We start from the raw sequence: 14,945 nt of genomic DNA on the forward strand, positions 1-14,945 counted from the left end.
GCGAAGCAGGCGACGCGGTGCATGGCACCGGCTGCGCCGGTGTTCGCGGCCACGGCCGCTCCCACAGGTACTGCGTGACCCCGAAGCCAGCACAGTACCTGTGGGAGCGGGTTCACCCGCGAAGAGGCCCGCCCAGGCAAAACCGCCGCTTAAACCCCATGCAACCGCAGCGCCCGCTGCGCACACTCCCGCCAACTCAACTTCGGCTTCTCTACCGGCAGCAGCTGTTGCACTTCCCCAGCCAGCACCACCGGCATATCCCGCATCCTCACCCAAGGCTCACTCTGCCAATACAACAACGTCGCGCTCCGCCCCCCAGGCCAGCACATCTGCCCCAGTCGCGGAACATCCTCCACCCCGTCCTCCTGCCGATCACGCAGCACCGCCACCACCTCATGCGTCAGCCACCAGCGCAAATGCCGGTTCTCCGGCACATGGTGATGCGCCAACAAGGTATAAGCCCCGGACTCGCTGACCATCGTGGTTTCCTGGTACTTGCCATAGCGCAGCAACTGCACGGAGCGGTACTGATCCGGGTCGAGCTTGCGCATGCAGTGTTCGTCGTAGAAGTGACCACTCAGCCGGCCGAGTTCGTGGGCGCAGAACCAGGCTTGGGATTCGAGCCAGAGGGTGTGGAGGGGGCGGTTGTGGCGGGTGAAAAGGGTAGGTGCATTGAAACTGTCCATCTTGGCCATCCTGATTTGGAGAGCCGCTGCTAACGGGAACGGAATACCGCTGCGTGAGCGTTCTTAAGCGCCGGCAGACGTTATCGCGACGCTACAAAAGTCACAATGAGAACCTTGTAGGAAGCTTCCTCTTCGGTTTTTCCCGGCCAATAAAAAAGGCTGCCAATCGGCAGCCTTCTCTATGCTCGCTCGCCTTATTCTTCACTGACTTCCGAATAATAGGCATTGATAAATATAGTTTTTTTCAGCGCGGACCGAACAAAAATATCAAAAAAATTGAACCAGAAGATTTTTAGTCACTGGCAATCGTATCGGAGTTATCAAGGGCGCCTAGGTTCGAGCTCTGATCGCTCGACGCTAGCGTAGGTGGACGGCTACAGACTATGCAAGCGCCTAAAAGGTGACCTGCTTTGTGGTCGATTGCGACCGCTGCTTCTGAAGCACAGGGATTCGTGGTGGGCCGAATGATCGAGTGCGCTCCTCTTGCAGACTATATTGATGTCGACGAAGGCAGTCGATTGGACATAAGTGATCTAAAGCTTTGGAAGGTGAACTTTTGAAGCATAGGCTGTGATATTAATGACGCCTACCGTGTGACGATTGCAAACGCTTGATTTGAATTGCGACTGCCCTTTTACTGATGAATATCCCACCCGCTAATTGGAGCGGAAGCTTGGTTGCGATGCGTATTGCACCTATGTCTATGAGATATTTAAAACGCCCTTTTGCACCTGCGCGTGAATCTGCCATGGCTAAAGTGCAGTAGGCTTTCAGAACCTGGCGAACCTTGTTGTGATCTTCATGAGAGATCCAATCCTTGTTCCTTGCGCGGATGGTATTCACGTACCCCGTCTTGGTGAAATGCTTGGTAAAATCTTGAAGCGAAATCTTAAGTTTATTGCATACATCTGGCAGTGATACGAAACCATCTAGATATGTTTCGTTCGAGCTGTTGGTAACGAGCCTGAAGCCTAGCTGCTGAAGATCTTTGAGGAGAAAAAAAGTTTCAGACGCTTCGTTGGGGTTTTTATGTGTAGGTAATATATTTCTATTTTTTAAAAAGGTTTGTATTTTTGAAGGGCTGATACCAATCATTTTGGAGGCTTCGCTGGCACTAATGTGATTGGTTAGGAATTCATCTGCCTTCGATTTGTCGATGAACAAGTTACTCGGTACGCCGTTGCAGTCAGCAGATATCTCACGAGTTGTCAGTAGTGTTGTTACAGTGCTTACTGAAAGCTTGAGGTAGCTGCTGGCTTCAAGGATTGTCATCGTTTCGTTATTATGGCTTGAGTTTTTGCGGACTATTTCTTCAATATCTTTTCGGAGGAATATTGTAGTGTCGCCGCCGCCAGCAAATGGACCTGCTAACGGCTTCAATCCCAAGCTTATAAGCAGCTTGGTTGCTAGGTTATGGACGGTTCCAATAATTTTTGCAAATTCATCCGCTTTTAGGAAATCATATTTTGCTGCCTCAATATCTGTTTTCAGTAAATATAAAGAGTTACCCCTTCGTTTTCTTCGTCGAGCGATGAGCCAACCATCTCTAATTAGCTTAGCGATTGTGCAAGGTGAAAGATTTGACAGCTCTGAGGCTTTCCGCGAACAGCAATACTTATCGATTTCTGCCTCATCAATAAACGCCAGTTGAGCTCTTTGAGCTCTTGGGTGCTTCTCATACGGCATTCGTGCCTTCAGATATGCACTGAGCCGAGCGGTAACAGAGCGTTCTAGGGGGATCGCATAAGTGAATTGCTGTGCTGGAAGGGGAAGAATATCGAGGGCCTGCATAGCCAATATCACTGAATTTCGATCCGTATTAGTTCTTAAGCAAAACTGCGCTAAAGTTTCGTACGTATCTTCAAAATTTCGAATCTGACGCTCGTAGACGCTATAGGAATTGTCGCCATGAACTGTAACCTCAAGCAGACCTTCTTGGATGATTCGATTAAGCCTATGTCTAGTTACACCGAGTCGTTGTGCTGTAGACTCTAGAGTCAATCCTTTTGTTTTGGGCTTTTTGATTGGGCGGTTTCTGAATTCATCGGCTTTTTCTACCAACTCAATGATAAGGTTTTCAGGAATCATACGTTGGCGGCCAACGCTTTTCCAAATGTGCTGAGTTTCTTTGTAGAGGGCTAGCAGCACACTTTGAGGTAGATTTAAGAGTTTCCTGACTTGTGTTCTAGCCAAGGAAAACGTTTTTCCTGGTTGTCTGTGAGGTGTGCTGGATGGAACAGAGATAGTAGGATGGCCTGCGTCTTTGTTATCCAAGAACGATTCAACCACCTTTCTAGAAGCTTTAGTTGCTACATTCGATAATGCCGCTGCAATGATGCGGCGCTCCAAATGTGGATGGCAGGAGTGAAGCGTGTTAAGAAATTCACTCAGGGTTTTTTGATCATTTTCAACTATCGCCACTGCAGCAAGGAGTGTAGCCCTGTCAGGGTCACTGCTTGAAACAGGGTAAGTGTAATTTAGAGCATGGAATGCATGCTCTAGCAAGTCAAAGTTTTCTTGCTTTGACTCACGAAACCAGCCAAGTAATTTCTGTTCTGGATTTGTGTCCTCGATAGTGCATGGTGGAGAGATCAATTCATTCTTGCAGGCTCTGCAGTTTAGCGTCAGTGCATCAAACCACGAGATGAGAACGCTGCAATTTGGGCAATTAAATAAATAGGCTCTGGTGTGGAGTGGGCAATGGAAGCAAAATCGAATGTCCTTAAGAAAGTGCTCCATGCCTTCATGCCAGCAGTCGGAGCACAATCCTCGTCCCGACCAGCGTATCATCGAGCTCTTGATCAGAAGGTTGTTAACAGAGTAATGCCTATTTGATCGAAATGCAGTTAAAGGGGCATAAAATCCTGATAATACTTTATCTTTATAAATGCCGGACCTGTCGGCGAGCCATACTGCCGGTTCCCCATTGCGGCTGAGTGCATTAAATATAGATAATGGGATGCCGAGACTCGAAAATTGAGCGCGTGTAACGCAGCCGTGCTTTAAAGCGAATCGTTTCAATAAGCTTGTCGGGCTTTCCTCAGGCAAGGGAAACGGCAAGTAAAATACTTCATTCATGCTGAGACCCTATACGATTTTATTTTTTCTTGAACTTCTTTTGATTCTATAAGTTGAAGATTGCTCACTAGATCTGCTGCGAATGGGTTGCGAGATGACAGCCTGGTATCTAAGCTGAGGTGTTCACAGGAATAATGCAGATCGGATAGCTTTAAACCCTTGCCATCGTCGCGTAAGAGACATCGCTTCAGCGCAACGAAGAGGATCTTCCTGAGCCAGCCAAGATTACCTGCTGTTGCTATGAAAAGGCCCAGAGCAATGGACGGGTCATGAAGGTTAATGTCACTGGAAAGGCCTGTGACCGTGAAAAGAGCCTCATTTAGCTTTTCTAATGTGCGAGCGTAATCTGACTTTGGATCGTCGCTGTATGTGAAAAACTCCAAAGTTACTTGATATGGGAAGCGTGTCGCGAATGCGCCGAGATGCGACCGTATGTCAACACATTCTTCGGTGCCGCTAATAATTACTGGCTTACCTAGCTTCGTAGTAAAAGATGCTATCCAACCAAGAGTTTGTGGGCGTATTTTTTTGGCGGCGCCGATACAAAGGCGGTTGATTTCATCTAAGAATACAAGCTCTACACGTAGTTGTTTCAGGAGGCTTACAAGTTGCTGTGTCATTTCCTCAAGACTGCCTCTGGGTTTACTAATGCCTAGTGCGATTAACATCTGTCGCGGCATGCCCTTTACAGTCACGTCGCTAGGGACTTCGAAGTAGATGACGGGCTTGCATAGGTCGACTCCACCTTCGACAATGCTTGCATACCTTTCTACGTATTGTTCCATAGCACTAAAACATAGCGTTGTTTTTCCTGTGCCCGTTCTGGCGCACAATATTGCCCCATAAGGTTCTTCTGATACCTTAGTATCCTCGATTGCATCCAGTAGAACCGAATGCGCAGCATTGAATCGTGGGAAGTGAACCCTACAATGCTTGAATGCATTGAGCATTGAATTAATCCTTACGGTCTCTATCTCGATGGCCCCCTATTGAAAGCGTAAAGTCTTCAGGAGTTGCGGTGTTGTATTCGTGATAAGGCACTACGTTGTCCAATGGCAATGATGGTTGCTCATAAGTTTCTGTCACTTGCTGCGTACTCAACCTCCCATCTTCTAGCGCTGTCAAAAGTGTTTGGTAGCCCTTTTTGTTGGCCTTTGCAATCTTCCAAAGTAGTTGTGTTCGCGCCTCCAGTGCTTTGCAATAACTCTGCGTCTTCCTGATAGCCTTTTGCTGCGCTTGGATCAGATGATGAAAATGCAGCGTTAGACCGTTTTGGTATTGAGGGTGCATCGGGATTAGCGGCTGGATGTCATGCGGATAGCTGGGGTGGCATATCCAGGCTTGGCTTACGTCGCCAGCATCAAAATAAAGAATGAGCTTCTTTACTAGGGGATGCTTTGTGGCTAGATAACTAACTGCAGGCCCATACCAGTTCAGATTCTGGTGGCGTACCCGTCCGCTTGGATTTCCCGTTACTTCCGCAGATCGCCAAAAACAGCGACGCAGATCCTCGTCTGAGAATCTTTGAGGCGGAAATTGGTTAGTCAAGGCTAGTGACCAAGCTTCGTTGGGGGACATTTCCAACGAACTGTGTTTGTCAGCATGATACGTATCAAGCCATTGGGTGAAAATGCTTTGGACTTGTTCGAGCGTATACATCGCTTGCCCTTCAGCGTCGTAGTCACCTTTCGCCTCAATACTTTTGTGGGTCGTGCCGCGCATCATGTGCTCTATCTCACAGGCCCAGGTCTTAAAGAAAGCTTCGATATGCGGTTTCTGATTCGGTTCGTCTTTCTCGCAATAGGTTACCTCGGAGCCCAAGAAATAAAGAACCTTTCTGAGAGCTTTAGCAATAAATTCTGGACCGTTATCCAAAATGTATAGTTCAGCCAAGCCACCATGCGGATTATTGGCGCTTAACGATGTTCGTAAGACGTAGATGGTGGAATCCAAGGACGCCGGATTAAGAGAGATCAGCCAGGCGATAATATAGCGGGTCTTAACTTCGATGAAGGCGGTAAGTACAGGCTTTCCTAATGGCTTGCCATGTTTGTCTACCACTATGAGGTCCAAGGGGCGTGAATCGGCTTCTACGCGCTCAAATAGTCGCTCAGGCTCAGGGATCGGCGCGCCCCAGTAATGAGTTTTTTTGGCCGCTTTGCGGCCTCGCTGATGAAGTATGGTTTCGTGAGCGTTAACCTCGTTGATGATCCTATAAAGAGTTGATACGGATGGAACGCGAAACTGCTCGGTGAGCCGGCGCCGTTCGTTCAATGCTTTCAGCATCAGCCTAATGCTGGAGATTAGGGCTGTTTTAGTAAAGGGGGTTGGGTTCCAGAAAAGCGTGGCGATATTGGATTTTATGAGCTGTTGTACTTCCAGGGGTTGATGTGAAATATGCTTGTTGATTGGCCTGTAAGTGTTAGGCATTAAGGCGATAAAGTTTCTCCCGGCATTTAAGAATGCCCGTTTCCATTCCCACAAAGTAGTATAACTTGGAGCCTTGTGAGGCCCGATTTTTTTTATCATTATTTCGACGAATTCCTGATGAGTCCGTCGTGTGACCCACCCGCAGTCTCCTAAGAAGGCTTTGACATAGGCGACGCGAGTTTCAAGAGCACGAGCTTCTCGCTTGGGTAAGCGGGAAATTATCAGGTTGGGATCAGTTTGTATTGGTGCTTCCTGCAGTTTAATCATCTTGCCCTGGTCAATTGCTCGACGCAGCGTGGCGACATATTGATAAACAACTTGGGGGAGGCCGGAGATCGAACGTAATTGGGCGCGGTCGTCCTCAATTTCCATGACCTGGTAATCTTTACCGCAGTAGTGATAGCGCTCTCCCGCCCGGATTTCAATCAGAGTGCGCATGTTAATAACTACGCACGCGGGAATCGAGGTTGAATGGTTGGCTGAGATTGACAGAGGTCATCTTGTAAAAAATTGAATAGGCAATGTCTTTAGCCGGATGACCGCTGCTGAGCAGATGCTTGACTGATACCTCATCAGAATCGAAATTATTAATTGTTGCAACTACCCGGCGTGCGCCTTCTGATGTGCCATGCAGGGCGTGATGGTAAAGGAGCCTAAGGTTATGATTTCTTGGGGATTGGCTAATGCTGGCGAGCATGATTATTTCCAGGGTTAGCCCTGCTTCGCTAAAGAGTGCGCGGAGCCCGCTCTGCCGATCTTTTTCTACTTGAAGAATGACAGTTGTAGGTTTCAACAGTTCGTAGAAGACCATATGGCCTTCGTCGAACAAGGCGCAGAAGTCAGGGCAGTAGCACTGATTACTGCTTTCGAAACGAATTTTCCCGGGTCGGCTGCAGTAGCCTGTGACCCTGGGTTCATATTCTAAATGAACACAAAAATCTGAATGCTGAAGCACCGTGCAGCCCACAGCGGACTTGTTTTTATTCGATGGGAAGTGGGTGATTCGCCTATGGTGTTGGCCAGTCGTTAATTCATCACGCGCAGTGATCGTAACCGTGCCTGGCAGATGGCGTTTCAGATCAAGTTCCATAAAGTCTCCGTATAGACGGGCTTTGGGCTCTCTAATCAAAACTGTGATCTTCCCCTGCGTCAGGCACTGACTGTGGGCTTGACGCGGGTCAGCGGGGACGGCATCCGCGTTGACTCCATTTTCACCCGGTTCGGCTCACCTTGACAGACCATGATATGAATCAAATCTATCGTTCTGACGTAGGTAGTTTTGTGAAAAATCAATAGGTTAACAAATGCGAAAACTTCTGCATTTGTGAATAGGGACGGCAATGACCGCTCCTTGTAGTGCCGCAAGTCCGTCATGTAGTGGTAAGGCTTGATGTGTAGTGCTGCTACATTTTTTGTTGCGACACTACATTCAGATGCGATCCGTTTCCTCCTTATGGGTTAAGGCGACACTGGGAAGGAGCTCTTGTTATGAGGGATAGCCGGTTGGATTTGCCCGAGCTCAGACGTGCTCGAGGCATCGCTTTTTCCGTTTCGGTGGCTGAATGCTACGGGTGTCAAGACAGTGCTGCAGCGGTAGCAGCCTGTGAAGCTGCCCACGACATCACAGTTCTCCCGCAAACTGGAACACCGCCAGAACTGCTCAAGCTTTGGCGACGCCGATTCAATGGCGCCGTTGCTTCTGAGCCAGCACGAGTGAGTTTGTATGAGCGCTTTCCCGACCTCCGTGGCGTTTTCGATTCCACCTTGTGGAGTTTGCTTAAGCCAGATTTGTTGCCCGCACGCGTTGAAGAATTAGCGCAATCGTTGCGTTTGAATGGCAAGCAGTTGGAGGGCTTCAACCCGAAGTCATTGGAAATACTTTCCGGCTGCCCGCATTGGCAGCGGCTAGCTCCGCTACTCGCGATCCTTCGATCGAAATCGAGCGCGTTCCTCATGCAGCGCCGCTGGTTGAGTAAGTCCTTTGCAGCTTTTTGCTGCTTGATGTGCGCGCGACCGGGTCATAGGAAACTGGCAGTACCGCTTTGGAAGGCAATTGATTCATTAATGGCCCAGGACAAGCTGGGTGACATAGTGTTTTGGCCGGCGGATGCTGGGTGGTTCGAGCGCCTCGTGATGAAGCAGATCACACTGGGCGACCGGCTGATTAATAACGGATGGGTCGCGGGTTGGGATGATGAATGTCTGCTTTGGCTTTGGTCTTTGGCTGAATCGCAACACACTGGGTTGGTGGAAACGCTGCTATCCACAGAAGTCTTCCCGCACGGCATGAAACCGCCTGCGGTAACCATTCAAGTACAACGCGCATCAGTCAAAAGAGCACGAGTTGTCGTCACGCTGTCGATGTGAAGAGGGATCAGATTCTACAGATCAGAAAATGTCCTCCGAGCGATACGCTCGGATCGGTCAACGTTTGCTTGCTGTAAATAGCGGTCGAGCGGCAATACTTCGAGCCCTATCGATATTCACGCTCACTCCGACGTTAATCACATCCGCGAGTCAGCTTTCATCTGCCCAGACGAGAAAGCTCAATGTCACCGGCTTGGAGTGCATTTGTACTCTAGTCGGAATGTAAGGATGGTAGTCTCGTTCCGGCACGTGCAGAGGATTTCATGACTGGACGGTGTGCGAGGAACCGCTTGTGCTACCTGTGAGGCATCGTTCGCCGATTGCAAAATCCGGAAATGGCGCAGCTAGTCTGCACATTTTTCAGCATAAATTCCTGTCCACTCTGAATCAGATGATGCGCGGCTTTCCTCGCTTTCCCATCGGTTGAAAATGCCTGTTTTCTACACATTTTTTTGCAGAAATTTTCGGACATATTTACGCGCATTATCGCGGCAGCCGACCCGGATCAACGCATCGGCCGTCCTGAAGCGGCGGCGAGGCCCCTAACCGCTCCCTCCCGACAGGTCAATGGCCGGCGCTCCCTAGCGATGGCGGGCTGGCCTTGGGCAGAGTTGGATCTTATCGCCCAGTGCAAGGTCGGTTGAGGGGGAACTTCACTGAGACCAAGATGCCACGGGCTGGACGGATTTGCCCCAGCCTGGATACTTCCGTCACTTTCATCAATGCCGACATGCTTCGAGTCAATCGCTCACCCGTTTGTGGCTTCATTGCCGTAGCTGCTCAACGATCTCATAGGAATTGCAAGATTAGCGATCAAATACCTTCTCAGAACTTCCCTAGCGCAAGGCTCGTCTTCCACTCTTGTTATGCAACGGTGCTCAGAGCAGCTGATGCTCGTTACGATGTTCGCGGCTACGTGTTATCAGAGCTGGTCAGCCTGTGCTTAGGCAATCGCGCTACTGTACCGCTGGTATATCGCGCCCATTACGAACGCTACGCGCAAAAGGAGGCTATAGCGTTCGTGGAATCTTTCACCGCTCAGTTATTCTTTAGGGCGGGGCGATTCTCTCCTCACGAATACCGCTACAGACCGGGGGCTCCCACCTCCTGTGGGCAATCACCAACCGGAGCCGCGCATGACTGCATTTAGAGTTCTCGCACTCAGCTCGCCTTTTCCTAACAGGTGTTGGAGTCTGAACCATCACTGCTTCATGAGACGACGCCATGAGATTTTGATGACCGGAGAGCAGGTGTTCGGAAATCGTGAGCTGGCTGAAGCATGGTTCACCAAGCCGGCGATCGGACTTGGCCGGCGTCTGCCGTGCATGCTTTTGAAAACCAACAACGGTTATACGGAGCTGGCAGAGTTTCTCGTCCGGCTCGATTACGGTGTTTATTGATCGTCACCCGGCTTCTAAGTAGCACGCCTAGCGTGCTCCGGACTGATACTGTCGAGTATGATGCGAGGACGCGTCTTGTCATCGTCACCGCCCAGCAATCCTATCCACCCGAAGGTCACGACACACGAGGTGTCTATGAGGCAGATCAAACAGGAACCCAAACCCCTGATGGCCGCCCGCTTTCAAGCAGAAGCACGCGAAGCGCTTGCCAAGCGCAGTAGCCAGGGCCGCTTTATCGATATTGCCGCCTCCAAAGACCGGAGTTGGGAGCCAGTAGGGCGCTTGGCTGGTTGAGTTTTCCGGCGAAAAAATGTTGCCTAGGGCTTCATGGGCGGGTGTGCCCACAGCCTTCGCGACGTTAACGCGAAATGTAGAGGCAATCTATCACCCATGCTGCGCTCCGTACGCCTCACTTCCGGCTGCATCCAGCACCCGCGCGGGGTCGTCCGCCATCACATCCTTCGGCATCTGGCCTCCCAGGTAGCTATTGGAGGAGCCGAACCAGAGCGCCATAGCCCAGTCAGGCTTGCTGGAGCCGAGCGTCGTGATAATGGCTGCCAATGACGAGAATGGGCGGAAGCTGGAAGCGGGGTCAAAGGCATAGAGGGGAAAGTATTCCTTGTCCTCATGAGCCAGCGAGAAGATGTTGCCCGCGCGTTTCCACGCCTTGAGTTCAGCTCTGGATTGCTCCGTGCTCAGCTGAGCCAGCACTGCGAACGCATTGGCAGTCAAGAAATCACCGCTTCTCAGGAGACGTTCTTTGCCCTTCTCCAGCATGGCCGTTTCACGGGAAAGGGTAGGGCGCATACACATGGATATCCGTCTGGTGATCAGTGGCCGCCTACCACCCAATTTAACGATGTGGTCCGTAAGCCCACAATGCGCCTGTGCGGGCAGGACCCAGTGTCGTGAGCAGGGACCGCCAGGTCGCTGTGGCAGGCTAGCCTAGTGCTTCAGTGGTATGAGGCTATGCGGAAATTTTCTGTTCAGAAAGACTCGGCCGTCAGATTTTTCTTAAGCGGCCCATGAAAATCTTCAGTTTTGGAGGTTTTCTGCATTTTTTCTTAACTCCCCTGCACCAGTGTGCGTGGAGGCACACAGCAACGCTCGCCTGAGGGGAGGACGACTCCGCGCCAGGCTCGATCCATCATTGAGGAATTGGACTGTCGGACGACCCCGGCTCGACCAAGCCTTGCAGGCGTGTCAGTTGTTGTGCCTGCGCCCGCAGGAGGCGCTGGTCATGTCGGTGGGCCAAAAGATAAGACCTCGACTTCTCACGTAGCAAGGTGATCTCGCTCGCCATTATTTCTTCCTGCTGATGCGCCTGGGTCATGAGCAGCTTCTCCGCTGCCAAGTGCTGCTGCGCGGCATTCAACTCACGCTCGAGCTGACGAAGCTGTTGCTGCTGGTAGCCCTGTGCGCCTGTCGAACGTTCCAGGTCCCGGTAGAGCTGCGTCAGCTCTTCCTGGCGGACGGCCAGTTGTTCACGCAATCCCCGCACCTCGGCTTGCAACTGACTCAACTGCTGATCATGCCGTTGCAGCTCTTCCTGGCGTTGTAACTGATGCTGTTGGCGAAAGTGCTCCAGGGATTCACGCGCCTGTTGGTGTTTGGTCTCGAGCGAGTGGATCGTCGTCGCACGCTCTTCGAGGAACTGCAGCTGCTGCCGGCACGCTTCTTCAAGACGCCGTCGCTCACCTTCGGCCAGTTGCAGTTGACCCGTCAGCTGCACTTCACGCAGACGCAACAGCCGATGGGTCTCCATCTCTGCGGTGTGTGCCGCTTGCAACTGCTCGAACCGCGCCGCTTCCACCGCGCGCTGCTGCTGATAGGCCGCTTGTTGCCGCTCCAGGCGGGCGCGGTCGACGGCGACCGTGGCCTGCGCTTCGTTAGCCAAACGCTCAGCTAGACTCTGCAGCAGCGCCTGCAATTCTTCCGACAGGTTCACTTGTGGCGGATGTGGCTCTGCTACGTCCAGTTCACGCAGGTAGCGAAGGATGGTGGTCTTCGAGCCCGTATGGCCGAGTTCTGCACGTACGGCCTCGATACTGGGTGACAGACCACGGGCGAGGAGGGCATCACGTGCTCGCTGCACGAGGGCTTTGTTAATACCGGCGCGGGCCATGGGCTGCTCCCACTTTTTCGTACTGTTCAATCAGTATGGAAGTACACGTGTACATGCGCCTGATCCGATAGCAATAATCGGACAGACTGACGTTTGAGAAGCCAAGTTTCTCGAACGTGATAGCGCGTTTAGCGGTGATTCGCCGCTTGCGGGGGTACAGACGGAGGCGGTGGTGGATACTTCGCCTGATCGTTATCTCCAAGCCGCGCGTCGAGCCAGCACCGAGCGGCGCTACGCTCAGGCCATCGCGCACTTCGAGACGGAGTGGGGCGGCTTGCTGCCCGCCTCCAGCGAAAGCGTGGTGCGCTACCTCACGCATTACGGCGACCAACTCACCACCCGTACCCTGCGCGTGCACTTGGCAGCTTTGGCGCGCTGGCATCAGCAATTGGGCTTTACCGACCCCACCAAATCCTATCGGGTGCGCGATACGCTAAAGGGTATTCAGGCGCTGCATCCGCAGCCGGTGAAGCAGGCCGAAGCCCTGGCGCTCAAGGAGTTGGAAACCTGCATCGCCCAATTAGCTGGGGAGCTTGCGAATCCATTGCCAGCGGTGAGGTTGCGTGCAGCCCGTGATCAGGCGCTGATCCTGCTTGGCTTCTGGCGGGCGTTCCGCAGCGATGAGTTGAGCCGGTTGCGTATCGAGCACATTCAGTTGCGCCAAGCGCAGGGGCTGGAGCTGTTTTTGCCGGGTAGTAAATCCGACCGCAGCAACCGCGGCCGTGTGCTTAAGGTTCCGGCACTCAAGCGCTTGTGCCCGGTCGCGGCTTATGAGGTGTGGTTGAAAGAGAGTGGGCTCACCGAGGGTGCGCTGTTTCGCGCTATTGATCGCTGGGGACACTTAGGGACGCATACGCTCCACGCGAATAGCCTGTCACGTCTATTACGTCAGATTTTCCTGCGCAGCGGCGTCGACCCGGAAGGGTATTCGGCACACTCGCTGCGACGCGGCTTCGCCACCTGGGCCAGCAGAAACCAATGGAGCAACAAAGCCCTGATGGACTATGTCGGATGGCGTGATGTGCAGTCGGCTGCGCGTTACATCGAAAGTGACGCGCCGTTCGGCGAATGGGTTCGCTGAGGGAGCAAGATTCCGGGTGCACCCACAGTATACCGTTGCCCCTTGCTTGCCAGGTTTTAGGGGCAATGTACTCAGACATAAGGCGGATCTCAGACCGCGATAGTCAACCCAAATCATCTATAAGTCAGTGGTGGTGGCACACGGCCACTCTTCTGTGCAAGTATCTGCTTTCACTTGGAACACAGCGCGCTCACTGGCTGACTTGGCGCTGAAGAACAGTAGGCGCCATTAGGGATTCTCCGATCAAGTCAGCACAGGCCATCTGACCTGTGCTGAAATAGCCCTCCGTCCAACTGCCCTCTACAAGCCCGCCATTCCATGAGTCAGATGAGCTTTTCCGATTTCGAGTACGCCGGTAAGCGCAAGCAAACCCGTCGCGAGCGTTTCCTGGCCGAGATGGAGCAGGTGGTGCCGTGGAGCGGTTTGGTGGCGTTGATTGAGCCGCACTACCCAAAGGCTGGCGGCGGTCGCAAGCCGTATCCACTGGAAACCATGCTGCGTGTTCACCTGCTGCAGAACTGGTTCTCGTTGAGCGATCCGGCCATGGAAGAAGCACTGTACGAGATCACTTCGATGCGCCAGTTTGCGCGGCTGACGCTCAGCGCTCCGATCCCCGAAGACACGACCATCATGAATTTCCGGCACCTGCTGGAGAAGCACCAATTGGCGGCGGGCATTCTGGAAACCATCAACAACTACCTGCGAGACAAGGGCCTATCGTTGCGCCAGGGCACCATCGTCGACGCCACCATCATCCACGCACCCAGTTCGACCAAGAACAAGGAAGGCAAACGCGATCCTGAAATGCATCAGACGAAGAAGGGTAATCAGTATTTCTTCGGCATGAAGGCGCATATCGGTGCCGATGCCGAGTCGGGCCTGGTACATCACGTCCACGGCACCGCGGCGAATGTGGCTGATGTAACGGAGGTCGCTCACCTGTTGCATGGCGACGAAAATGTTATCTGTGCCGATGCGGGTTATACCGGCGTGGAGAAACGGCCGGAGCATGAAGGGCGGCCGGTGATCTGGCAGATTGCGGCTCGTCGTAGCAGCTACAAGCACTTGAGCAAACGCAGCGTGCTCTACAAAGCCAGACGCAAGATCGAGAAGGTCAAAGCGCAGGCGCGAGCGAAGGTCGAACATCCATTCCGAGTGATCAAACGCCAATTCGGGTATGTGAAAACCCGCTTCCGTGGCTTGGCCAAGAACACGGCGCAACTGACGACGCTGTTTGCCATGTCGAATCTTTGGATGGTACGCCGACAATTATTGCCTGCTGCGGGAGAGGTGCGCCCGTGAGGGCAGATAACCAAGGCTTTGCCTTGGTTATCCAATAATCAGAGGCTGAAAATCGGGATTTTCGGCATCCCCAAGCCGCCCATTTTCGGCTGATGAGCAACTTGTTCGGAGTTTCCTTAGCCGTCTACCTCACCATAGGTATTGCTTTTACTGCCTGCGCTCGGATCAGCCTGAGCGTTGCGTAGGTTGGCAATCGTGGATCTTTAGTGATTTGAGCTACAGGATAATAAAGAAGGGATACCATGAAAATCGATTTTCCCAAACAACTGGACAAGGATTACCTAGGTGATTTTTTTGCTCAATTGGCCGGGGCTAAGGACCATCCAGAGCGGGTAACCATCAATTTTGGCAGCCTCGAATTTTCCACTCCAACCTCAATGCTCGTTGCCGGTGTGGTTCTGCGTAATTGGGTGACTTACCGAAAATCGCTTGGTTTAGAGGTTTGGCGCTCTGAGTGTTGCCGCTGACCGAAAACT

The 14,945-nt window shown here is 52.2% G+C and carries 13 protein-coding genes; 6 read left to right on the plus strand and 7 right to left on the minus strand.

From position 1 onward, the window contains the following. Positions 1–149: 149 nt before the first annotated feature. The 5 genes from B2790_RS19425 to B2790_RS19445 all read right to left on the minus strand — a co-directional run bounded on the left by B2790_RS19425 (position 150) and on the right by B2790_RS19445 (position 7,284). A complete protein-coding gene (locus B2790_RS19425) occupies positions 150–686 on the minus strand; it encodes a BRO-N domain-containing protein (RefSeq protein WP_286919535.1) in 537 nt (178 codons plus the stop codon). Between the two features lie 576 nt (positions 687–1,262). Next, positions 1,263–3,764, minus strand: coding sequence for a hypothetical protein (locus B2790_RS19430; protein WP_286919536.1), 2,502 nt, complete (start codon positions 3,762–3,764; stop codon positions 1,263–1,265). Next, positions 3,761–4,714, minus strand: coding sequence for a TniB family NTP-binding protein (locus B2790_RS19435; protein WP_286919537.1), 954 nt, complete (start codon positions 4,712–4,714; stop codon positions 3,761–3,763). Before B2790_RS19435 ends, B2790_RS19430 begins: the two co-directional genes overlap by 4 nt. A 4-nt stretch (positions 4,715–4,718) precedes the next feature. After that, positions 4,719–6,632 carry an integrase catalytic domain-containing protein gene (locus B2790_RS19440; RefSeq protein WP_286919538.1) on the minus strand — a complete coding sequence of 638 codons (1,914 nt, stop codon included), beginning with the start codon at positions 6,630–6,632 and terminating at the stop codon, positions 4,719–4,721. Between the two features lies 1 nt (position 6,633). Beyond that, positions 6,634–7,284, minus strand: a complete 651-nt coding sequence (locus B2790_RS19445; protein WP_286919539.1) for a hypothetical protein — start codon at positions 7,282–7,284, stop codon at positions 6,634–6,636. Between the two features lie 398 nt (positions 7,285–7,682). Here B2790_RS19445 and B2790_RS19450 point away from each other — a divergent pair, with 398 nt between their 5' ends. From B2790_RS19450 to B2790_RS19465, 3 genes are all read left to right on the plus strand, one after another. Next, on the plus strand, positions 7,683–8,561 hold the full coding sequence (locus B2790_RS19450; RefSeq protein ID WP_286919540.1) for a hypothetical protein: 879 nt from the start codon (positions 7,683–7,685) through the stop codon (positions 8,559–8,561). 1,235 nt (positions 8,562–9,796) lie between these two features. Beyond that, on the plus strand, positions 9,797–9,961 hold the full coding sequence (locus B2790_RS19460) for an antitoxin Xre/MbcA/ParS toxin-binding domain-containing protein (RefSeq protein WP_286919541.1): 165 nt from the start codon (positions 9,797–9,799) through the stop codon (positions 9,959–9,961). 135 nt (positions 9,962–10,096) lie between these two features. Next, positions 10,097–10,255 (plus strand): hypothetical protein, encoded by a 159-nt coding sequence (locus tag B2790_RS19465; RefSeq protein WP_169725158.1) that lies wholly within the window; start codon positions 10,097–10,099, stop codon positions 10,253–10,255. Positions 10,256–10,345: 90 nt separating this feature from the next. On the opposite strand, the gene B2790_RS19470 is transcribed toward B2790_RS19465, so the two are convergent. Further along, positions 10,346–10,768, minus strand: coding sequence for a hypothetical protein (locus tag B2790_RS19470; RefSeq protein ID WP_286919542.1), 423 nt, complete (start codon positions 10,766–10,768; stop codon positions 10,346–10,348). Positions 10,769–11,108: 340 nt separating this feature from the next. Continuing rightward, the gene (locus B2790_RS19475; RefSeq protein ID WP_286919543.1) at positions 11,109–12,086 is read right to left on the minus strand and encodes a DNA-binding protein; all 978 of its coding nucleotides are present in this window, start codon (positions 12,084–12,086) and stop codon (positions 11,109–11,111) included. 172 nt (positions 12,087–12,258) lie between these two features. Here B2790_RS19475 and B2790_RS19480 point away from each other — a divergent pair, with 172 nt between their 5' ends. The 3 genes from B2790_RS19480 (at position 12,259) to B2790_RS19490 (ending at position 14,936) form a co-directional block, all read left to right on the plus strand. Then, a complete protein-coding gene (locus B2790_RS19480) occupies positions 12,259–13,167 on the plus strand; it encodes a site-specific integrase (RefSeq protein WP_286919544.1) in 909 nt (302 codons plus the stop codon). Between the two features lie 318 nt (positions 13,168–13,485). Beyond that, positions 13,486–14,469, plus strand: coding sequence for an IS5 family transposase (locus B2790_RS19485; protein ID WP_286919545.1), 984 nt, complete (start codon positions 13,486–13,488; stop codon positions 14,467–14,469). A 242-nt stretch (positions 14,470–14,711) separates the two neighbouring features. Beyond that, positions 14,712–14,936 carry a hypothetical protein gene (locus B2790_RS19490; protein ID WP_286919546.1) on the plus strand — a complete coding sequence of 75 codons (225 nt, stop codon included), beginning with the start codon at positions 14,712–14,714 and terminating at the stop codon, positions 14,934–14,936. Positions 14,937–14,945 lie beyond the last annotated feature (9 nt).

The organism is Pseudomonas sp. UBA6753, assembly GCF_002453565.1.
Taxonomy (GTDB): Bacteria; Pseudomonadota; Gammaproteobacteria; order Pseudomonadales; family Pseudomonadaceae; genus Aquipseudomonas; species Aquipseudomonas putida_Z.

Excerpts from the sequence above, each read along its gene's own strand:
- B2790_RS19460 (WP_286919541.1), top strand. The coding sequence starts at position 9,797 with ATGACCGGAGAGCAGGTGTTCGGAAATCGTGAGCTGGCTGAAGCATGG.
- B2790_RS19450 (WP_286919540.1), top strand. The coding sequence starts at position 7,683 with ATGAGGGATAGCCGGTTGGATTTGCCCGAGCTCAGACGTGCTCGAGGC.
- B2790_RS19485 (WP_286919545.1), top strand. The coding sequence starts at position 13,486 with ATGAGTCAGATGAGCTTTTCCGATTTCGAGTACGCCGGTAAGCGCAAG.
- B2790_RS19490 (WP_286919546.1), top strand. The coding sequence starts at position 14,712 with ATGAAAATCGATTTTCCCAAACAACTGGACAAGGATTACCTAGGTGAT.
- B2790_RS19425 (WP_286919535.1), bottom strand. The coding sequence starts at position 686 with ATGGACAGTTTCAATGCACCTACCCTTTTCACCCGCCACAACCGCCCC.
- B2790_RS19445 (WP_286919539.1), bottom strand. The coding sequence starts at position 7,284 with ATGGAACTTGATCTGAAACGCCATCTGCCAGGCACGGTTACGATCACT.
- B2790_RS19435 (WP_286919537.1), bottom strand. The coding sequence starts at position 4,714 with ATGCTCAATGCATTCAAGCATTGTAGGGTTCACTTCCCACGATTCAAT.
- B2790_RS19430 (WP_286919536.1), bottom strand. The coding sequence starts at position 3,764 with ATGAATGAAGTATTTTACTTGCCGTTTCCCTTGCCTGAGGAAAGCCCG.
- B2790_RS19465 (WP_169725158.1), top strand. The coding sequence starts at position 10,097 with ATGAGGCAGATCAAACAGGAACCCAAACCCCTGATGGCCGCCCGCTTT.
- B2790_RS19440 (WP_286919538.1), bottom strand. The coding sequence starts at position 6,632 with ATGCGCACTCTGATTGAAATCCGGGCGGGAGAGCGCTATCACTACTGC.
- B2790_RS19475 (WP_286919543.1), bottom strand. The coding sequence starts at position 12,086 with ATGGCCCGCGCCGGTATTAACAAAGCCCTCGTGCAGCGAGCACGTGAT.
- B2790_RS19470 (WP_286919542.1), bottom strand. The coding sequence starts at position 10,768 with ATGCGCCCTACCCTTTCCCGTGAAACGGCCATGCTGGAGAAGGGCAAA.